The sequence below is a fragment of the Pelagimonas varians genome (genome assembly GCF_003208435.1).
In the GTDB taxonomy this organism is placed as follows: domain Bacteria; phylum Pseudomonadota; class Alphaproteobacteria; order Rhodobacterales; family Rhodobacteraceae; genus Pelagimonas; species Pelagimonas varians.
The window spans coordinates 137,482-156,524 of sequence record NZ_QKMF01000001.1 but is presented as its reverse complement, the minus strand read 5'-3'; the positions used below and the strand labels follow the sequence as shown (position 1 = coordinate 156,524).

Annotated in this window: 19 protein-coding genes; 9 read left to right on the top strand and 10 right to left on the bottom strand. The window is 56.3% G+C overall.

Annotation, left to right across the window (positions count from 1 at the left end; genetic code table 11):
* The first annotated feature begins 181 nt into the window (after positions 1 to 181).
* The 3 genes from C8N36_RS00740 to C8N36_RS00730 all read left to right on the top strand — a co-directional run bounded on the left by C8N36_RS00740 (position 182) and on the right by C8N36_RS00730 (position 2,943).
* Positions 182 to 520, top strand: coding sequence for a P-II family nitrogen regulator (locus C8N36_RS00740; RefSeq protein WP_097802855.1), 339 nt, complete (start codon positions 182 to 184; stop codon positions 518 to 520).
* A 104-nt stretch (positions 521 to 624) separates the two neighbouring features.
* Complete coding sequence (gene glnA, locus C8N36_RS00735) at positions 625 to 2,031, top strand: type I glutamate--ammonia ligase (RefSeq protein WP_097802856.1); 1,407 nt, start codon at positions 625 to 627, stop codon at positions 2,029 to 2,031.
* A gap of 294 nt (positions 2,032 to 2,325) precedes the next feature.
* Positions 2,326 to 2,943 (top strand): hypothetical protein, encoded by a 618-nt coding sequence (locus tag C8N36_RS00730; RefSeq protein ID WP_097802857.1) that lies wholly within the window; start codon positions 2,326 to 2,328, stop codon positions 2,941 to 2,943.
* On the opposite strand, the gene C8N36_RS00725 is transcribed toward C8N36_RS00730, so the two are convergent.
* Complete coding sequence (locus C8N36_RS00725) at positions 2,927 to 3,814, bottom strand: C40 family peptidase (protein ID WP_141467928.1); 888 nt, start codon at positions 3,812 to 3,814, stop codon at positions 2,927 to 2,929. The genes C8N36_RS00730 and C8N36_RS00725 overlap by 17 nt on opposite strands.
* A 208-nt stretch (positions 3,815 to 4,022) precedes the next feature.
* Between C8N36_RS00725 and C8N36_RS00720 the strand changes: the two genes are divergently transcribed.
* A complete protein-coding gene (locus tag C8N36_RS00720; RefSeq protein WP_097802859.1) occupies positions 4,023 to 4,832 on the top strand; it encodes a lytic murein transglycosylase in 810 nt (269 codons plus the stop codon).
* 137 nt (positions 4,833 to 4,969) lie between these two features.
* Positions 4,970 to 5,806: a hypothetical protein gene (locus C8N36_RS00715; RefSeq protein ID WP_097802860.1), complete on the top strand. Its 837-nt coding sequence runs from the start codon at positions 4,970 to 4,972 to the stop codon at positions 5,804 to 5,806.
* 32 nt (positions 5,807 to 5,838) lie between these two features.
* On the opposite strand, the gene C8N36_RS00710 is transcribed toward C8N36_RS00715, so the two are convergent.
* Positions 5,839 to 6,381 carry an NUDIX hydrolase gene (locus C8N36_RS00710; RefSeq protein ID WP_097802861.1) on the bottom strand — a complete coding sequence of 181 codons (543 nt, stop codon included), beginning with the start codon at positions 6,379 to 6,381 and terminating at the stop codon, positions 5,839 to 5,841.
* The gene (locus C8N36_RS00705) at positions 6,371 to 7,258 is read right to left on the bottom strand and encodes an endonuclease/exonuclease/phosphatase family protein (protein WP_170125762.1); all 888 of its coding nucleotides are present in this window, start codon (positions 7,256 to 7,258) and stop codon (positions 6,371 to 6,373) included. The genes C8N36_RS00710 and C8N36_RS00705 overlap by 11 nt, the downstream gene beginning before the upstream one ends.
* 143 nt (positions 7,259 to 7,401) lie before the next feature.
* On the opposite strand from C8N36_RS00705, the gene C8N36_RS00700 reads away from it, so the two are divergent.
* Complete coding sequence (locus tag C8N36_RS00700) at positions 7,402 to 8,613, top strand: bifunctional alpha/beta hydrolase/OsmC family protein (RefSeq protein ID WP_097802863.1); 1,212 nt, start codon at positions 7,402 to 7,404, stop codon at positions 8,611 to 8,613.
* Between the two features lie 2 nt (positions 8,614 to 8,615).
* On the opposite strand, the gene C8N36_RS00695 is transcribed toward C8N36_RS00700, so the two are convergent.
* The 5 genes from C8N36_RS00695 to C8N36_RS00675 form a co-directional block, all read right to left on the bottom strand.
* Entirely contained in the window at positions 8,616 to 8,945 is a 330-nt protein-coding gene (locus C8N36_RS00695; protein WP_097802864.1) for a hypothetical protein, read from the bottom strand.
* 210 nt (positions 8,946 to 9,155) lie between these two features.
* Positions 9,156 to 10,589 carry an NAD(P)(+) transhydrogenase (Re/Si-specific) subunit beta gene (locus C8N36_RS00690; protein WP_097802865.1) on the bottom strand — a complete coding sequence of 478 codons (1,434 nt, stop codon included), beginning with the start codon at positions 10,587 to 10,589 and terminating at the stop codon, positions 9,156 to 9,158.
* A gap of 12 nt (positions 10,590 to 10,601) precedes the next feature.
* Positions 10,602 to 12,173 carry a Re/Si-specific NAD(P)(+) transhydrogenase subunit alpha gene (locus C8N36_RS00685; RefSeq protein ID WP_097802866.1) on the bottom strand — a complete coding sequence of 524 codons (1,572 nt, stop codon included), beginning with the start codon at positions 12,171 to 12,173 and terminating at the stop codon, positions 10,602 to 10,604.
* Between the two features lie 124 nt (positions 12,174 to 12,297).
* Positions 12,298 to 12,747, bottom strand: coding sequence for a methyltransferase family protein (locus C8N36_RS00680; protein ID WP_245910687.1), 450 nt, complete (start codon positions 12,745 to 12,747; stop codon positions 12,298 to 12,300).
* A gap of 77 nt (positions 12,748 to 12,824) precedes the next feature.
* Entirely contained in the window at positions 12,825 to 13,769 is a 945-nt protein-coding gene (locus C8N36_RS00675) for an MBL fold metallo-hydrolase (protein ID WP_097802868.1), read from the bottom strand.
* Positions 13,770 to 13,904: 135 nt separating this feature from the next.
* Between C8N36_RS00675 and C8N36_RS00670 the strand changes: the two genes are divergently transcribed.
* Positions 13,905 to 14,654 (top strand): SDR family NAD(P)-dependent oxidoreductase, encoded by a 750-nt coding sequence (locus C8N36_RS00670; RefSeq protein WP_097802869.1) that lies wholly within the window; start codon positions 13,905 to 13,907, stop codon positions 14,652 to 14,654.
* A gap of 129 nt (positions 14,655 to 14,783) precedes the next feature.
* On the opposite strand, the gene C8N36_RS00665 is transcribed toward C8N36_RS00670, so the two are convergent.
* Entirely contained in the window at positions 14,784 to 15,359 is a 576-nt protein-coding gene (locus tag C8N36_RS00665) for a TetR/AcrR family transcriptional regulator (RefSeq protein ID WP_097802870.1), read from the bottom strand.
* A 101-nt stretch (positions 15,360 to 15,460) separates the two neighbouring features.
* On the opposite strand from C8N36_RS00665, the gene C8N36_RS00660 reads away from it, so the two are divergent.
* Together C8N36_RS00660 and C8N36_RS00655 are read left to right on the top strand one after the other, a co-directional pair.
* Positions 15,461 to 15,919: a (2Fe-2S)-binding protein gene (locus C8N36_RS00660; protein WP_097802871.1), complete on the top strand. Its 459-nt coding sequence runs from the start codon at positions 15,461 to 15,463 to the stop codon at positions 15,917 to 15,919.
* A gap of 3 nt (positions 15,920 to 15,922) precedes the next feature.
* Complete coding sequence (locus tag C8N36_RS00655) at positions 15,923 to 18,160, top strand: xanthine dehydrogenase family protein molybdopterin-binding subunit (protein WP_097802872.1); 2,238 nt, start codon at positions 15,923 to 15,925, stop codon at positions 18,158 to 18,160.
* Positions 18,161 to 18,239: 79 nt separating this feature from the next.
* Here the strand turns inward: C8N36_RS00655 and C8N36_RS00650 are convergent, their stop codons facing one another.
* Positions 18,240 to 19,016 carry a gamma-glutamyl-gamma-aminobutyrate hydrolase family protein gene (locus C8N36_RS00650; protein ID WP_097802873.1) on the bottom strand — a complete coding sequence of 259 codons (777 nt, stop codon included), beginning with the start codon at positions 19,014 to 19,016 and terminating at the stop codon, positions 18,240 to 18,242.
* Positions 19,017 to 19,043: the final 27 nt, after the last annotated feature.

Here is a 19,043-nt window from a genome sequence, read left to right as displayed (position 1 = left end):
AGTCAAAACCCACCCGATTCAATTTCGCCCATAAATTGGGCAATACGCATATTAATTAGGCGTGATGAATTTTTCAGCACATCAAAATCCACCTGCGTCACCCTAACCGATTGTCCCTCCTGAATAGAAGTGGTCTCCCTCACTGCAAGAAATTTGGATTTTCAGAAGGGGAGCTCTGGCCATGAAAAAGATCGAAGCGATCATCAAGCCGTTCAAACTTGATGAGGTCAAGGAAGCGCTGCAAGACGCCGGCATCCAGGGTCTCAGCGTGGTCGAAGTCAAAGGCTTTGGCCGTCAAAAAGGCCATACCGAGCTGTATCGTGGTGCGGAATATGTCGTCGATTTCCTGCCCAAAGTGAAGATCGAGATCGTTTTGGATGACGATCAGGTTGATGGTGCTATAGAAGCCATCACATCGGCAGCGAAGACCGACAAAATCGGCGACGGCAAGATCTTTGTCTCGACCGTCGAACAAGCCATCCGCATTCGGACCGGTGAATCCGGCTCGGACGCGCTGTAACCCCTTTCGGGGTCTCCAACATCTTGGGGTGCGCGAATTTTCGACGAAAATTCGATGCCGCTCCAAATGAACCAATAGAACAAAGCAACTAAGGGAATAGTGATATGAGCGCACAAGATCTGCTCAAGCTGATCAAAGACGAAGATGTCGCCTACGTCGACATTCGTTTTACCGACGTACGCGGCAAGCTGCAGCACGTAACTGTTGATGTTGATCTGGTCGACGAAGACTTCCTCGAAGAGGGCTTCATGTTTGACGGCTCCTCCATCGCGGGCTGGAAATCGATCGAATCGTCAGACATGAAACTGATGCCAGATTGCGACAGCGCCTATGTCGATCCTTTCTACGCCGAAAAAACCATGTGTGTGCATTGCTCAATCGTAGAGCCTGACACTGGTGAATCCTACGAGCGTGACCCACGCGGCACCGCTCAAAAAGCCGAAGCCTACCTGAAGTCTTCCGGAATCGGCGACGTTGCTTACATGGGTCCAGAGGCAGAATTTTTCCTCTTTGACGATGTTCGCTTCTCGAACACCATCAACAAAGTGTCCTACGAAGTCGACGCAATCGACGCATCGTGGAACACTGACACCGAATATGAAATGGGCAACACTGGCCACCGTCCCGGCATCAAGGGCGGTTATTTCCCGGTAAACCCAATCGACGACGCACAGGACATCCGTTCTGAAATGCTGTCGACGATGAAGCGTCTCGGCATGAAAACCGACAAGCATCACCACGAAGTTGCATCGTGCCAGCACGAACTTGGTCTGATCTTTGACAGCCTGACAAAACAGGCCGACGAGCTGCAGAAATACAAGTACGTCATCCACAACGTGGCACAGGCCTACGGCAAAACGGCAACCTTCATGCCCAAGCCAATCTATGGCGATAACGGCACCGGTATGCACGTGAACATGTCGATCTGGAAAGACGGCAAGCCTTTGTTCGCGGGTGACAAATACGCTGACCTTTCGGACGAAGCGCTGTATTTCATCGGCGGCATCCTGAAGCACGCGAAAACGCTGAATGCCTTCACCAACCCATCGACCAACAGCTACAAGCGTCTGATCCCGGGCTTCGAAGCCCCCGTTCTGCGCGCCTATTCGGCAAGCAACCGGTCGGGTTGTGTTCGTATTCCTTGGACCGAAAGCCCCAAAGCCAAGCGCGTTGAGGCCCGTTTCCCGGATCCAGCGGCAAACCCCTACCTGTGCTTTGCAGCTCTGCTGATGGCCGGCCTTGACGGCATCAAAAACAAGATCAATCCTGGCGAAGCCATGGACAAAAACTTGTATGACCTGCCTGCAGAAGAACTGGCCGGTATCCCGACAGTTTGTGGCAGCCTGCGCGAAGCCATGGAATGCTTGATTGCGGACCACGATTTCTTGATCGCTGGTGACGTGTTCACCAAAGACCAGATTGACGGCTATATCGCCCTCAAAATGGAAGAGATCGAGCTGTACGAACACACACCGCACCCTGTTGAGTTCGGTATGTACTACAGCTGCTAATCCACTTTGGATTTCAGATTGGAAAAGGCCTCCATTTTGGGGGCCTTTTTCGCGTTTCAGGCGCAGAAGCGGCCTTGAAAATGCCACGTATTTTATTAAATCCGGCGCGGGTTTGCGGCTTTTGGATGGCAAACCGGGCGGTTTGCGGCCTTTTGGCCAGAATTGCTGCCCATTGCGGCACCGCTGCGGCCACCCTTCCCAACTTTTGCCATATTTAGCTCCAAGCAGCCGTATCAAAGCCGCAGACCAAAGGCATCATCTCCGCCAAAGCCCCCACTTCAGGAGCAAGAGGACATGTTGCGCCACCCTTCCACCACCGCATCTTTGGTATTCACACAAGACCGCTTTGTGTCCCTGTCCAAAGTCACCGAAATCTTGTCCACGGCTTTGTTAAGGCTCCGCGAAGTGGTCGCTGCCATCGAGCAAACCGATACCGGTGTGATTGTCATCTGCGACCGGTTTTCCACACATGTCGAGGTGACCTATAGCGACCACGAAACCAGAATGGCGGTCTGTGTCACCGATCTGGAAAAAGGCCCCGACACACACGAAGACGCCAAACGCGCCCATCTGGCATTTTTATTGTTTCCTCTGGCTCTCAATTTGCCAGCGACCTATTTGCTGTGGCCATCGTCAGACGTCCATATTCCGCGTTTGCGTTTTGTCGAAGGGCTGGCGGACAGCTTTTCACCAAACCGCAATGCCAGAAGCGTCAACCGCAATGAGCGGCCGCAAGTCAGTCTGCCCGATGCTGACGCCCTGCAATCCATGATCCAAACGGCGTCCAGCTCCCTGCAATCGCGCCCTGCCCCCCCAACAGCCTATTCCAAACGACGGCCGCCCGCGCCCGCAAAAACCATGATCGAACGTTTGGCAGATGCAGCACGGCCAGTCCTCAGTTCGCTTCACTAGGACGGGATCGATCCGGCCAATGACGCTGGATCGTGGCCGCCAGCATTTCAGCTGAACCGGTTTCCGCCATCTGCCTTTGCCCGAAAACAACGCCAATAAACCGGAGATTAGACTGCGGGTTAAGGCCTTGAACGGCAATCGAATCCGGCGCGATCAGCTGTCGACCGTAAGCGCTTTGTCGTTTGAAGTTCAGCTCCGGCAGTGCCAAGTTCAGCAGTTCGGCACAGAACAGGCAATCAGCGGTCGCCAGATCCATGCGCATATCAAATGGCTTACCCAGATGGGAAATCATCCGGGAAATGGCGGCCCGCTTTTGCCCTTTGGATAGATCGGGGCGAAAAACCGCCACACTATCCACATCGAAAATGTCCTGCGCTGGTGAAAAAGTAACCTGCGGCGGTGTTGCCTCATAAAACAGATTTCCGGCGCGAATTTTGCCGAGATGAGGTCGAAGCGCGGTCGCATCCCAAAGACCCGCGCTTTGCAGCTGCTGCTCGGTTCCGAGATATAGCAGCGAATGGGTGAAATACCCCGGTATCAGCCAGCCGCTGACTTGGCTTTTGTCACTGGTCAGCAAGATATCCATCGGCTGAAGGTGGCGCAGAATATAGGCATGGGTCTGGGTCTTGTCTTCCAGATAGGGCCGGCGGATATAATGACTGCCATTCAACAACCTCGATGTTTCGGCCTTTGGTTCCATCAGATCAACGATGGGATCGGGATACACATCGATGGTTTTACAGCAAATGTCTTCTAGGGTTATCTGGTCCGAATCCTTCGGAAACTCGCGCTCAGGCGGGAGCGTGCATGCCACCAGAGACAGCACTGCCCCGCACAGGGACTCTATCCGGAAGATTGAACGGTCTGACATTGCGCTTCCTTGATGAACGAGGCCTGACTTTAACGCAGTTACAAAGATGCTAAATCCTTGATGTGTTCACAAGCCCCCACTTGCGTGACCCAAGACCGCAGCAAACGCATCAGCCGGTTCAGGCCCATACAGTCAGGAATTCCCCCTTGGCGCTTGGGGGGCAAACCGAGTATCGTCGCGGGGATGTAACCCATTTCCGGAGAGCCTGATGCGCCGTTTTGTGACCGCCCTTTGCCTTACTCTTTTGACCGCAGGCCCCGCGTTCGCCGCCAGCTGCGGCAACGATTCTTCGGGCTTCAATGCCTGGAAAAAAGAATTCGCCCGCGACGCCCAAGCGGCTGGTGTCAAAAGCCGCGGTATAGATGCCTTGATGGGGTCCAGCTATTCAAATGGCACCATCAAGGCGGATCGCAGCCAGAAAGGCGTCAAATACTCCTTTGATAAATTTGTGAAAATTCGCCTCGGGTCGCTTGACGGATTTGCGGCAACAGCGCGGAAACGCAAAGCGCGCAATGCCAATTTTTACGCCAGTTTGGAAAAGCGCTACGGGGTGCCTGCGGGAATTATCATTGCAATCCATGGGATGGAAACTGCCTACGGTAAATTCATGTGGCCCAAAAACGCGCCAACCGTTGTATCGTCTATTTTGACTGTGACCTACGATTGCCGCCGCTCTGCTTTCTTTAAGCCGCATGCTATCGCCGCTTTGAAAATGGTGGATCGCGGTATGCTCAGTGCCAACCAGAAAGGCGCGTATCACGGCGAACTGGGGCACACCCAGTTCCTGCCCGGAAATGCGATGCGCTACGGTGTAGACGGCAATGGCGATGGCCGCGTCGATTTCTATAACGAAGCCGACGCGCTGGCCTCGACCGCCAACTTCTTGCGCCAGAAAGGCTGGAAGCCCGGCAAAGGCTATCAACAGGGCGAGCCAAATTACCGCGTGCTGAACGAATGGAACGCGGCAACGGTCTATCAACAGGCAATCGCCGCCTCTGCCATTCGGATCGACCGCTAAAATTTACCCTGCGTTAACCATTACGGTCAAAGCAGGGCGATAAAATTCTAGTAAAATCTTTATTGCGCCCGAAATTCACCAAATTCGGGCGCAATAACATATCCACACGACACGTATTTTAAGTCTGTGAGGATGTTATGAACGCCACTGAGTATCCATATGCGGGGTTGATTCTGCCCGATGCACGGGATCTAGATCCACGCCCCTACTTGCAGGCCGCGCGCCGTGTTCTGGCACGGTTGGACCCCCATCCAAAAGGCGGATCACGTGTCAGTGAAACTGCCGATATGGTCCGTGGCGGCGTTTTTGGCCTGCGTGTTACTCCGCAAGAATACAGCGATTATGGCCCGCGCATGATGCTCGAGGTTGTCACCAAGGACGGAACGCCGACCGAAGATGAGGCGGCCGCGCAAATTTTGTCCGACACAGTCTTGTTCGCACTCAAGATCTCGTCAGCGGATATTATTGAATGGTATTCGCCCGATGTGCTGCTGGATGCCGAGGATTTCATCCGGCTGCGCAGCTATGTGTCCCCCAAGCGCGCCCGGATAACACCCGGTGCCGAAACACAGAAAACCGTCCGTCTTGGAGCACCCGATTTGGTCGACCGGCCTGCTCCCTTGATGCTGGAAGATGCAATAGACACGCCAACACCTGCCAAGCGCGACACCTTGTCCGCGCTCTATGATATGCCATCAGAGGATCTGGACACTGAACTTGTCGCAGCCGATGCGGTATCAGCCCCAACCCAAGCCGAATCGCGAAAAGAATCCCGCATCACTGCAGCCGGATGGTTGCTCAGCGGCGTCACCGCGATCATCTTTTTGCCAGTGGGGATCGCGATGTTTTTGGTCGGGATTTATCGCGGGATGGATTTTAGACTGGTCACGCAGGTGATGGTTGTGACAGGCCTGTTCGTGCTGCTTTACAACACGGACCGAATGCATTCGGTTTTGCGCCAATTCTTGTACTGACTTTTGTGCAGCGGCCACGCCCTGCCGGGCCGTTACCCCCCGAAGTCACGGGCTTTGTTGCGTAAACGCAGCACCGAAGGGTCGGTTGAATACTGCTCCAATTGGTCCAAAGGCACCCATTTTAACGCTTTGGATTCAGAGGATATATGCAAATCCCCGACCTCTGCTTGCATCAAGAACCGCAGATCATAGTGCAGGTGTTCCCGCTCCTTTGCCGAGGCCGGGATGACGTGGATATCAAGGTCAAGAACCTCCGTTTTCAGCATGCGAATATGCGCCAAACCCGACTCCTCATAAGCCTCTTTAAGCGCCACAAACCGGACGTCGCAAATCCCGTCACAATGCCCGCCCAATTGCAGCCAGCGGTCCAGTTTTGCGTGATGCGTCAACAACACCGAGCCACCGTCCGGTGACAAAACAAACGCTGAACCTGTGACATGACCGCCTAAGGTAGGATCACGTGAAAATCCCGCCAAACCAGTGGCCTTGAGAAAGGCGGTCAATTTGGCTCTCTCGGACCGTTCACGCGGATCTTCAAATAAAAAGGGACCGATACCAAAAAGGTCAGCCGTCATTTCGCCACTCCAAATGGGTCAAACTGCCATGATGATCGCCGCCCGCTTTGGGAGTCCGCTGCACCATTGCTGAAAAATCAGGACTGGTCAGAACATGATCCAATCCAACTGGCAAGCCGAAGACCGGCAAATGAAAGGTTGCCCGAAAGGGACCGCGCCGCGTCGTCCCCGTAGCCGCCCCGATCCGCGCCACGGTATGAGACCAGGCAACGGCGTTAAAGTCACCGGCCAGCACCGCGGGACCGGTCAGGCGGGCCATGTCTGGCAAGATTTGATCCACTTGCGCCGCCTGCCCTTTCGGCCAAGGCCAACTCAAATGCACCGAGCCAATCCAGACCGGGCCATCAGGCGTGCGGACTTGCATTGCAGCCAAACCATCGCGCCTCGAACAAAACCCTGTTCCAGCCACCATGGGGTGGCGCGACAAAACCGCTTCGCCCAGATTGCTGGCCAACGGACAATCTTGTTGAAACGGGTAGTCACCCCGCAATTGTTTCAAGATCGGGCGGTTGCGATCAGACACTTCTTGGAACACGATAAAATCCGGCCCGGTCTTTTGGATCATAGCCAATATCGGCGCGCCGCCATCTGCCCGGTCAAACAGCAGGTTTTGCTGGAACAAGGTCAGGTCACTTTGCACCAAAGCCGCCCCTCGGCTTTGTAACACATGCCAGCCAAGCAGTCCGAACACCAACCCGGCCAGCCCCCAACGGATCTGTTTCGACCAATCGGTCCAAATCACCGCCAATGCGAAAATTACTGCAATTTCAACGCGAAACACGGCCCAAGAATCGCCCATTGGGTGGACCGCGCCCCCTACGCCCACGGCCAAGGCCAGCCCAGCCATCCACGCAATAGCCTTCACTATAAACTTCACGTCCCTCACCTTCGTGTCATCTGGCCGACACATCCCTTGCATGGCGACCGTCCTGCGCGCAGTTTTAGCCCAAAGACATCTACAAACAATCACCAACCAAGGGCACGCCGCTGCGGCTGTGCCTTGGTCAATCAGGACATCACATGCCGACTGAACGTATCACCTTTCCCGGCCACAGCGGCGAAATGCTGGCGGCGCGGTTGGACTTGCCCACCGGTCCGCATCTGGCGACCGCTTTGTTTGCCCATTGTTTTACGTGCGGCAAGGATATTCCCGCCGCTCGCCGCATTGCCGCCCGCCTGTCTGCCATGGGTATCGCCGTTTTGCGGTTCGATTTCACTGGCCTTGGCCACAGCCAAGGTGAATTTGCCAATACGACGTTCACCTCAAACGTCGGCGATTTACGGGCGGCTGCGACCTATTTGGAGGGGCGCGGCATGGCCCCAAGCCTGTTGATCGGCCATTCATTGGGCGGCGCGGCGGTGCTACGTGCTGCGCCTGAAATCGCGTCGGCAAAGGCTGTGGCAACAATCGGCGCACCGTTTGATCCGGGCCATGTCACCCATAACTTTGGCGATGCGCTGGGGGAAATCCGTGAAAATGGCCGCGCCGAAGTCATGCTGGGCGGCAGACCGGTTATTTTGGGCCAGGAGTTCGTCGAAGACGTGCAGGCAGAAACCCTTGGGCCAATCATCAGCGGTATGAAACGCGCGCTGTTGGTGCTGCATGCGCCGCGCGACGAGATTGTCGACATTTCAAACGCCACGCAGATCTTTACTGCGGCCAAACACCCAAAAAGCTTTGTCACACTGGACAACGCCGATCATCTAGTGACCGATCCATGCGATGCAGAATACGCCGCCGAAGTGATTTCCGCTTGGGTCGGGCGCTATTTGGATCTACGCCCACCTGCCCCCCCTATCGGTGCCCCCGAAGGCGTGGTGCGCGTGTCCGAGGCTGATGCGGCCGGCTTTTTGCAAGACGTGCAGAACGGACCGTTCCATCACGCCGTCGCGGATGAGCCGCTGGCCTATGGCGGCACCAATCGTGGCATGTCACCCTATGGCTTTGTGGCAGCGGGCCTTGGGGCTTGTACCTCGATGACCATCCGCATGTATGCGCGGCGCAAAGGCTGGCCGCTGGATGGGATTTCAGTCGATGTGGTGCATGACAAGGTGCATGCCCAAGACGCAGAAACCGCCAAGGACACCCGTATCGACCGGTTCAAGCGGCGCATTACCTTGCAAGGCAATCTGACATCGGAACAGATCACCCGATTGATTGAAATTGCCGACAAATGCCCCGTGCACCGCACCTTGGAACAAGGGGCCCAGATCGAAACAGAGCTGGTCTAGACCTACCCTGCTTCATCCAAGATCGTTAACGCATGACGCAGCAAAAAGTGGAATTCGGACGCGCTTTGCGGCGTCATGCGTGACAGTAATAAAAACCGGTAGTTGTCGGCGTCGGCCAGTCGCAGCGCGCCGCTGAGCGCCAAAATCCAGCTTTCATCAAAGCTGCGGGTCGATTGACCGGGGGGATTGAACGCCGGATCGCGGGCCAATAGCCGCGGCAATTGCAGCAACATATCTGCAACCGGTTCTTCTGACTGTGTGACACCGTCGTGACCCAAGTGTGCCGAAACGATCCGCAAAGTTTCCAGCAAAGGGTCGTAACTGACATCCATATGCTGCACCCAAAGGCGGGACCAATATGCGTGCGCTGCTTGTCGTGTAGCCATAATACATAAATACCTGAGTTTTTTACTTGGTAATATGCAAACCCCTCAATGTCAATTCGATTGTCGCGTTTCAGGCCCCCTCTGAGGACAGTGCACAAAAAAATGGCCCGCCCCCTTTTACAGGGGACGGACCTTGGTTTTAAAAACCGCGCTTGGTTAGTCGATACGCTTGAGCAACTCATCAAGGGATGCTTTGGCGTCACCGTAATACATGCGGGTGTTTTCCTTGTAGAACAGCGGGTTTTCGATGCCGGAATAACCGGTGCCTTGACCACGCTTGGAAACGAACACCTGCTTGGCTTTCCAGCACTCCAGAACCGGCATACCGGCGATGGGAGAGTTGGGATCTTCCTGCGCCGCAGGGTTCACGATGTCATTGGAACCAATAACAATCGCAACGTCGGTCGATGGGAAGTCGTCGTTGATCTCGTCCATTTCCAGAACGATGTCATACGGCACTTTGGCTTCGGCCAGCAGCACGTTCATGTGCCCGGGCAAACGGCCCGCAACGGGGTGGATCGCGAAACGCACCTCTTTGCCAGCTGCGCGCAGACGGCGGGTCAGTTCAGCAACATTCTGCTGGGCCTGAGCCACGGCCATACCGTAACCGGGGATGATCACAACGCTGTCGGCTTCTTCCAAAGCCTGTGCCACGCCATCGGCGTCGATTGCGATCTGCTCGCCTTCGACTTCCATTGCGGGACCGGTTGAACCGCCAAAGCCGCCCAGAATAACGCTGACGAACGAACGGTTCATCGCCTTACACATGATGTAGCTCAGGATCGCACCAGAAGAGCCAACCAGCGCACCAACGACGATCAGAAGATCGTTGCCAAGGCTAAAGCCGATCGCAGCCGCAGCCCAACCCGAATAAGAGTTCAGCATCGAGACAACCACAGGCATGTCCGCGCCGCCAATACCCATGATCAGGTGATAGCCGATAAACAGCGCCGCCAGTGTCATCAAGAACAGCGGAAAGAAACCGCCGGTGTTGAAGTACCAAACCAGACACAGCACCGAAAGAGCAGCAGCAGCAGCGTTCAGCATATGGCCACCCGGCAGCTTTTGCGCCGATGACGTCAGTTTACCTGCCAGTTTGCCATAGGCCACCACGGAACCGGTGAAAGTCACCGCACCAATGAAGATGCCCAAGAAGACTTCGACGCGCAAAATGTTGATCTCAACCGGCGACTTATGCGCCAGAAGACCAGCGAAGCCTTCCAAAGCGTGGCGCGCTGTGTCGTCCATGGCCAGAACACGGCCCAGTTCGATATGGGCGTTCAGGCCCACGAACACGGCTGCCAGACCAACAAGGCTGTGCATGGCAGCAACCAGTTGTGGCATCTCGGTCATTTGTACACGTGTGGCTACAATGTACCCAATAACACCGCCCGCCGCGATCAAGATCAGCGACAACAACCAAAAGCCGGAGCCCGGTCCGACAAGCGTCGCCGCCACGGCCAGACCCATACCCGCGATACCGTACCAAACAGCACGCTTAGCGCTTTCCTGGCCCGAAAGCCCGCCCAGCGACAGAATAAACAGAACAGCCGCAACCACATAGGCGGCAATTGTGAATCCAAAATCCATAATCCCGGTCCTTTACGATTTTTGGAACATGGCAAGCATGCGCCGTGTTACAAGGAAGCCGCCGAAGATGTTAATCCCCGCCATGAAGATCGACAGCGATGCCAGAATAATCACCAGCCAAGAGCCGGATCCAATCTGCATCAATGCACCCAAAATAATGATGGATGAAATCGCGTTGGTGACCGCCATCAAAGGTGTGTGCAAGCTGTGCGCCACGCCCCAGATCACTTGGAAACCAATGAAGACCGACAGAACAAACACGATAAAGTGCTGCATAAAGCTGGCCGGCGCGACAAGGCCAACCGCCAAAAGCAACGCCCCGCCAACGGCAAGCAACGTCACTTGGTTCTTGGTTTGCGCTTTGAACGCGGCCGTTTCGGCAGCGCGTTTTTCTTCTGGCGTCAGCTCGGGAACAACTTCCTTGGGCTTGGCTGCAATCGCGGCCACTTTTGGGGGCGGCGGCGGGAAGGTGATGGCACCGGCATGCGCAACAGTCGCGCCGCGGATTACATCGTCTTCCATGTTGTGATTGATTTGACCGTCTTTTTCAGGGGTCAGATCGGTCATCATGTGGCGAATATTGGTGGAATACAGGGTCGAAGCCTGCGCCGCCATACGCGATGGGAAATCGGTATAGCCGATGATGGTCACACCGTTTTCGGTGACAACCTTCTCGTCCATGACGGTGCCTTCGGCGTTGCCGCCTTTTTCCGCTGCAAGGTCAACAATGACCGAACCGGGCTTCATCGCCGCAATCATATCCGCCGTCCACAGCTTGGGGGCTGGGCGGTTGGGGATCAGGGCCGTGGTGATGACGATATCAACCTCAGGGGCCAATTCGCGGAACTTGGCCAACTGGGCTTCGCGGAACTCGGGGCTGGACACGGCGGCGTAACCGCCGGTGGCTGCGCCATCTTGCTGTTCTTCTTCGAAGTCCAGATAGACGAATTCAGCGCCCATCGATTCGACCTGCTCTGCCACTTCGGGGCGCACGTCGAATGCATATGTGATTGCACCTAGCGAAGTAGATGTCCCAATCGCGGCCAAACCGGCAACGCCGGCGCCAACAACCAGAACTTTCGCCGGAGGCACTTTACCCGCCGCAGTGATCTGACCGGTAAAGAAGCGGCCAAAGTTGTTGCCTGCTTCGATTACAGCCCGATAACCGGCAATGTTGGCCATGGACGACAATGCATCCATTTTCTGGGCACGCGAAATGCGAGGCACCATTTCCATGGCAATGACGCTACCGCCGGTTGCCTTGGCTTGTTCCAAACCGGCTTCGTTGCCGCCCGGATTGAAGAAAGTGATGAGCGTTTTATCTGCGGTCAGACGGCCCAACTCTGCTTCTTGTGGAATGCGAACCTTGGCAATGATATCAGAGGCTGACCAAAGGGCGTCGGCCCCTGTGACAACTTCGACACCTGCGGCGGTGTAATCGGCATCCGAAAATCCGGCTTTCGCACCGGCTCCGGCTTCGATCACACAATCATAACCCAGTTTCTGCAATTGACGCGCCGAGTCCGGTGTCATCGCAACGCGATTCTCACCAGCTTCGACCTCTAACGGCGTCCCTATTTTCACGGTATTCCCCTTTATGCTCAGGTACTCCTACGCCCCTGATGAGGCGTTAATTCGCATTTCGCCTTTACCAAAAGGCGCTGCAGCGACAGGCAGCGCGCGCTGTAAAGCACAATAGTTGAAAAAGTTAAAGCCACCTGCGGGTTTGTTGCGAGTACCGCTTGAAATCGGCAACAAACTTTCGTCGTAGCCCCTCTTCCTCCGGCTCGATGAACCGCTTTTCCAAAATCCAGAAAAACACCGGAATCAAAGGCAGGGCCAGCACCGCATCCCAATACAAAATGAATCCGGTCAGGATCATGACATCCCCCAGATAGATTGGATTGCGCGAGCGTTTGAAAATGCCCGAAGACACCAACCGGCTGGCCGTTTGATGGGGAATGATTGTGGTGTGATATCGGCGCATCTCATGCACCGCCAAAGCCATAAGAATAAGCCCCCCACCAATAAAAATGCCGCCAAAAAAATCAGCGAAACCAGGGCCAAAGCTGAGTCCTTGCGAAAAATACGTCTTTTGCCACCAGGCCAAACCCAGCGCCCCCGCCAGCCAGACCGGCGGCATATCAATCCACTTCACAAGGTATCCCCTAATGCTTCTTTTGTCCTAAAATATCCCGGGGTGAATTGGCCGCAAGGCCAAGAGGGGCTGGCCCCTCATTCCCATTCCATCTGCTCAAAGACCCGGCCGGCATTCTTCGTTGCCAGTTCTTCGAACGTATCCAGATGCTTCCACCGGTCCTGATCAACATAATAAGCGCCCGCCAGATCGCCTCCTGCGTCAATATGCGCGCCAATCTTCTCGCGCAAGTCGTGCAGATAATCCACGGTTCCCATCGTCACCATCGCCATGTTTGTCGGATGACCGTGCCCCGGGATCACATAAGTCGCCCCCAGACCGGCAAACGGCCCCTCAAAAGTTTCAATCCAGGCGCTGGTATCGGTTTCCGGAAAGATCGGCGGCATGCGTTCGTGAAATGCGATGTCTCCCGCAATCACAATGCCTTTGCTTGGTATCCAAACCTGAACATCGCCGGGATCATGGGCAGGGCCAAGGTGCAGCGCCTCGATCGTCAGACCGCCCATCTCGATCACATATCTGTCGTCGAACGACAGGTTCGCTGGCACGGCCCGCGTGCCTTCCGCCTTGTCTTTGTTATACCGTTGCATCCCTTGCAAAATAAAATCGCCGCGCTCCACCATTTCATGGATCGCATCGGCATGGGCCAGAACATCAACACCCAGATCTGTCCAATAGGCATTGCCAAGCATCGCATGCCCCTGCCCGTTTTCATTGATCACCAGCTTAACCGGTTGGTCGGTCACGGCTTTGATTTCTTCATGCAGCGCCGCAGCCAATCGAACCGACGCGCCGCCATTGATCACCACGACACCGTCCCCAGTAACGATAAACGACAGGTTGTTGTTATGACCCGCGTTTTCATAGGTCGGCGGCGCGGTCGCCCCGATGGCGGAATATACACCGGGAATGACCTGCACCGGTTTGTCGTAAAGCTCGGATTGGGGGTACTTATCGGCGATATCTTCACTGGCAAAGGCAGCGGTGCCGGCAAATACCATGGCAAAAGCAGTGCGGAACATACAGGGGACTCCTCCTTATTTCAAAACATATTCGCATGCGTGAATTCAAAAGCCAAGCGTCGTTGCGTCACATGCCAGCCGCTGCCTTGCCTTACGCCCCGCCCCCGCTAGGCTAGCCTTCAACGGAGGAACGTCATGCTCAACAACAAACACGCCATTGTCACCGGCGGCGGCACCGGAATTGGTCTTGCCATCGCCCAAAGCCTTGCTGCCAATGGCGCACAAGTCACCATTACCGGCCGCCGCGCCGACGTTCTGGAACAAGCTGCCAGCGACCGCATCCACCCGCTGGTGATGGATGTCACCGATGAATTATCGGTCACCCAAGGCATCGCAGGTGCCGTCACGGCGCATGGCCCCATTCAAATCTGTGTGCCCAATGCAGGCATCGCCGAGGGCAAGTCGATACTCAAAACCGATCTCGAATTTTGGCGCAACATGACAGCGACCAATCTGGATGGCGCATTTTTAACCATCCGCGAAAGCCTGCGGTCCATGACCCAAACCGATTGGGGCCGCGTCATTGCCATCAGCTCCATCGCCGGGGTGCGCGGTCTGAAAGGCGCGCCCTGCTATAGCGCCACCAAACATGGATTGCTGGGCCTTATCCGTGCCCTATCCGCCGATTACGCAACCAAGCCCTACACCTTCAACGCCCTATGCCCGGCCTATGTTGCGACCGACATTATCACCCGCAATGTTGCCTCGATCATGGACCGCACCGGCCTGCCCGAAGAAAAAGCCCGCGCCTTGATGACGGATCTCAACCCGCATGGTCGGCTGATCACCCCCCAAGAGGTCGCGGATGCTGCTCTTTGGCTTTGCGGTGAAAACTCGGGCAGCGTAAATGGTCAGGACATCCGCATCGCCGGCGGCGAAGTCTAACCGGCGCGGCCCTTGCGCCCCGGATCGTCCGGATGCCAACCCGAGGAAGCAGGCGGAGCCGGATGACGAGATATCGCGCGCGGCCCCAAAGGGGCCGCCCCGCTTAACAACAGCGTCCAATGATTTGTTTTAGCGTGATAATCCGCGCCCGAATAATTTGGCCAGAAGCACAAGATTGCGGTCGATCCGGTCAAAGGGGGGCCTCTTGATCCCATCCAGCGCCGCCATGATAACCTGCGCAACCTCCTCGGCTTCAGCGTCGAAATGGACCGTTCCTGCCGCCAATTGCGCTTGCAACCACTGGGTAAACAGCTGCTCAATCCGCGCCACGCCTTCGACTACCTCATCGGCCGATACGGAATGCCCCAACTCCAGCAGTTCTTCCCCATGCGCCGAAGACAGCAGCGCCTCCATGCCATCCAGTTTGGCCCGAAATGCCGCTTCCAAAACCGCCTCGGGCGTTCCGGTCTGCGCCAAAGCCTCGGCTACCTTTTGCGCCGCGTCAGTGAAATATCCGCGCACCAAACTGCAAGCCAGATCTTCTTTGTTTCGGAAATACTGATACAACGCCGGACGTGACATACCGCTCGCCCGCGCTAGATCCTCCATCGAGGTCTTGCGATACCCATATTGCGCAAATGTCTGCAGTGCCGCCGTTAGGATCAATTGAACCTTCGCAGCCTCTTTACCTGTATCGTCTTTCATACGGACTTTCTGACAATATTTGTTGATTTTGTCAAACGCACAGTTGACATCCTGACACTTTTCTCACATTTTGTCAGAACAGCGCGGAGAAGGAGATTTCCATGGCCAAGTCGATCACTGTCAACGGAACGGCCCATCAGGTCGATTTACCCGATGACGTTCCCCTGTTGTGGGTCTTGCGCGACGCATTGAACATGACCGGAACCAAGTTCGGCTGCGGCGTGGCCGCCTGCGGGGCCTGTACTGTGCATATCAACGGCGAGGCCGTGCGGTCGTGCCAAATGCCCCTGTCCGATGTTGATGGCGACATCACAACCATCGAAGGTCTGGGCACGCCGGACATGATGCACAAGCTGCAACAGGCTTGGGTTGATCATCAGGTCGCACAATGCGGCTACTGCCAGTCCGGCCAGATCATGCAAGCCGCAGCGCTTCTGGAAACCACCCCGACCCCCACTGACGAAGACATCGACGAAGCCATGGCTGGCAACCTATGCCGCTGCGGAACCTATCCGCGCATTCGCGCCGCCATCAAAGACGCCGCAGGACTGGAGAGCTAACCCATGGCATCAATCGGAAAAATCGCCCGCCGCACGTTTTTGTTTGGATCGCTTGCCATTGTTGGCGGCGTCGCCGTCGGGGCGTGGTATGTCAACAAACCTGCGCCCAACCCGTTGAAACCAGGTCCGGATGAGGCCGCGCTCAACCCCTTTGTTCTGATCAACGCCGACGGCATCACCCTGATCGCTCCGCGCGCCGAAATGGGCCAAGGCACCCATACCACTTGGGCCGCCCTGCTGGCCGAAGAACTGGATGTGACGCTGGACATGGTCACAGTGCTGCACGGCGAACCCGCGCAGGCCTACTACAATTCCGCCCTGATGGGCGAAGGAATGAACACCAAAGGCTATGACGACAGCGCTCTGCAACACGCATTGGCGAGCGTCATGGGCAAAGTCGGCAAAGTCCTGAATCTGCAAGTCACAGGTGGCTCCACGGCCATGCGCGACGGCTATGATAGAATGCGTGTTTCGGGCGCAGCAGCGCGCGAAATGCTCAAAGAGGCAGCGGCGCAGCAATTGGGCGTCAAAGCCAAAGACCTGAAAACCGAGAACGGCACCGTCATTGCCCCGGACGGCACCACCCTTACCTATATCGAATTGGCCATGGCTGCCGCCGAGATTGATCCACCGAAGGTCAAATTGCGCCCGCAGTCCGACTGGAAAATCCTCGGCACCTCCATTCCGCGTGTCGACATTCCCGGAAAATCCACCGGCACCGCAAAATTTGGCATCGACACCCGCCTGCCCGGCATGAAATTTGCCTCGGTCCGGATGTCTCCCAAACGCGGCGGCATGAAATCCTACGATGACCGCGATGCCCGCGACCTGCCCGGTGTCGAAAAGATCGTCGACATGGGCGACGGAGTGGCCGTGATAGCCAACAACACCTGGTTGGCCATGCAAGCCCTGCAAGCGATCGAGATAGAATGGGAGGACGCGCCGTATGAGGCCACGACCGACGCCATTTTCGCTAAAATCGAAGCCGGTTTTGAGCTAGAGCCGAATTCAACCCTGCGCGATGATGGCAACACAGATGCGCTGCCCGAAGGCGCAACCGAGGTCACCGCCGAATACCGCGTGCCCTTTCTCAGCCACGCCACGATGGAGCCGCAAAACGCCACCGCGTGGTTTGACGGTGGCAAGCTACGGATCTGGGCGGGCAACCAAGCCCCCGGCTTCACCCAAAGCGCCTGCGCTGATGAAGCAGGTTTGGACACGGACGATGTTATTGTCGAAACCACCCTGATGGGCGGCGGATTTGGTCGCCGCGGCGAGCTCGACTTTTCGGTTCTGGCCACCCGCGTTGCCAAGGCGATCCCCGGCACGCCGGTTCAGGTCACATGGTCCCGCGAAGAAGACATGGCCCGCGACTTTTACCGCCCCGGCGCCATTGCCCGCATGACCGGCGGGGTCAAAGACGGCCGTGCTGTGATGCTCGACGCCCGCGTCTCTGCACCATCAGTCACACGTCAAGCTATGGGTCGCTGGATGGGCTTTGCCCCAGGTGGGCCGGATCGTTCGATCACTGACAGCCTGTTCAACCAACCTTACGGCATTCCAAACTACAAGGTGCGCGGCTATCTGGCAGACACCAACCCGCCTATGGGATTCTGGCGCTCTGTCGGGGCCAGCTTTAACGGCTTCTTTTCCGAGGTGTTTATCGATGAAATGGCACAGAAGGCGGGCGTTGATCCGATGGAATTCCGCCTTGGCCTGACCCGCGATGAATGGGAACCGGCCTATAACGTTCTGGCTGCGGTCAAAGAGATGTCCGGCTGGACCGGCGAGACGCCTGATGGCATAGGGCGCGGCGTCGCGATGGTCTACAGCTTTGGCACCCCGACCGCGATTGTCATCGAGGTGGCAGAGGTCGATGGCGATATCAAAATGACCGAGGCCTGGATTGCAGCCGACCCCGGTGTGGCATTGGACCCGAGCATTATCGAAGCGCAACTGTTTGGCGGTATGGCTTACGGCCTCTCAGCCGCCATCGGAGAAGAGATCACATGGGACGCCGGAGAGGTCGAACAACAGAACTTTCCCGATTATGACCCGCTGCGCATGCAACAAATGCCCAAGGTCAATGTCCGTATCCTTGAGACCCAGGAACACATCGGCGGCATTGGCGAAGTCGGCACACCGCCCGCCGCGCCGGCCTTGGCCAACGCCCTGTTCGACCTGACGGGCACCCGCGCCCGCAGCCTTCCCTTGAACAAAGAGTTCAGCTTTTTCGTCTGACCCCTTTGAATTCAAAAGAAATGCCCGGGCGGTTCAGCCCGGGCATTTCAGTTTAAAACACCAAATTATGCGGCGCTGTTTACGCCGTCTGACGCAGCTGTTCCTTGCGGTCCGCAGCAAAGGATTTCACCGCGGCACCAAAGGCTTGGAACAAGGGGCGCGAAACCGGATCATTGGCTGCGTCCCATTCAGGATGCCATTGCACAGACATTGTAAAGCCCGGAGCATCACGCACAACAATCGCTTCGGGAGTTCCGTCCGGTGCATGGCCTTCGACCTTGATCCGGGAACCGGCGGATTTGATGCCCTGCCCATGGAGTGTGTTGGTCATCACCTGCGCCGCACCGAACAATTGGTGAAACGCCCCGCCTTCTTCCAAAGACACAAGGTGGCGCAGTTCGAACTTTTCCTCAAGCGTGCCGTCGGGCGGCATGCGGTGATTGTCCCGTCCGGGCAGATCACGAATTTCCGGATACAAGGTGCCACCCATTGCGACATTGACCTCTTGGAAGCCACGGCAAATGCCAAAGAAAGGTTGTCCCCGCTCGACGCAGGCCCGCACCAACGGCAAGGTGATCGCATCGCGCGCGCGGTCCATATCCCCATGGGCATCGGTGTAATCTTCGCCGTATTCTTCGGGGTGAATATTGGGCCGTCCGCCTGTCAGCAAAAACCCGTCGCACGCATCCATCAATTCAGCCACGGATACAAAGCGCGGATCGGCGGGGATCAAGATCGGCATACAGTCCGACACGCCTGAAACGGCTTCGGAATTCATCGTGCCACCGGCATGGGCTGGGTATTGATCATTCAGCAGATATGAATTGCTGATGATGCCGACGATGGGTCGGGACATAGGGGGCTCCTGCTTCTTCAATCATAC

Coding starts and splice junctions, on each gene's coding strand:
- C8N36_RS00715 (WP_097802860.1), top strand. CDS start 4,970: ATGAACGCCACTGAGTATCCATATGCGGGGTTGATTCTGCCCGATGCA.
- C8N36_RS00725 (WP_141467928.1), bottom strand. CDS start 3,814: ATGTCAGACCGTTCAATCTTCCGGATAGAGTCCCTGTGCGGGGCAGTG.
- C8N36_RS00660 (WP_097802871.1), top strand. CDS start 15,461: ATGGCCAAGTCGATCACTGTCAACGGAACGGCCCATCAGGTCGATTTA.
- C8N36_RS00710 (WP_097802861.1), bottom strand. CDS start 6,381: ATGACGGCTGACCTTTTTGGTATCGGTCCCTTTTTATTTGAAGATCCG.
- C8N36_RS00740 (WP_097802855.1), top strand. CDS start 182: ATGAAAAAGATCGAAGCGATCATCAAGCCGTTCAAACTTGATGAGGTC.
- C8N36_RS00665 (WP_097802870.1), bottom strand. CDS start 15,359: ATGAAAGACGATACAGGTAAAGAGGCTGCGAAGGTTCAATTGATCCTA.
- C8N36_RS00695 (WP_097802864.1), bottom strand. CDS start 8,945: ATGGATGTCAGTTACGACCCTTTGCTGGAAACTTTGCGGATCGTTTCG.
- C8N36_RS00730 (WP_097802857.1), top strand. CDS start 2,326: ATGTTGCGCCACCCTTCCACCACCGCATCTTTGGTATTCACACAAGAC.
- C8N36_RS00675 (WP_097802868.1), bottom strand. CDS start 13,769: ATGTTCCGCACTGCTTTTGCCATGGTATTTGCCGGCACCGCTGCCTTT.
- C8N36_RS00670 (WP_097802869.1), top strand. CDS start 13,905: ATGCTCAACAACAAACACGCCATTGTCACCGGCGGCGGCACCGGAATT.
- glnA (WP_097802856.1), top strand. CDS start 625: ATGAGCGCACAAGATCTGCTCAAGCTGATCAAAGACGAAGATGTCGCC.
- C8N36_RS00650 (WP_097802873.1), bottom strand. CDS start 19,016: ATGTCCCGACCCATCGTCGGCATCATCAGCAATTCATATCTGCTGAAT.
- C8N36_RS00690 (WP_097802865.1), bottom strand. CDS start 10,589: ATGGATTTTGGATTCACAATTGCCGCCTATGTGGTTGCGGCTGTTCTG.
- C8N36_RS00720 (WP_097802859.1), top strand. CDS start 4,023: ATGCGCCGTTTTGTGACCGCCCTTTGCCTTACTCTTTTGACCGCAGGC.
- C8N36_RS00655 (WP_097802872.1), top strand. CDS start 15,923: ATGGCATCAATCGGAAAAATCGCCCGCCGCACGTTTTTGTTTGGATCG.
- C8N36_RS00700 (WP_097802863.1), top strand. CDS start 7,402: ATGCCGACTGAACGTATCACCTTTCCCGGCCACAGCGGCGAAATGCTG.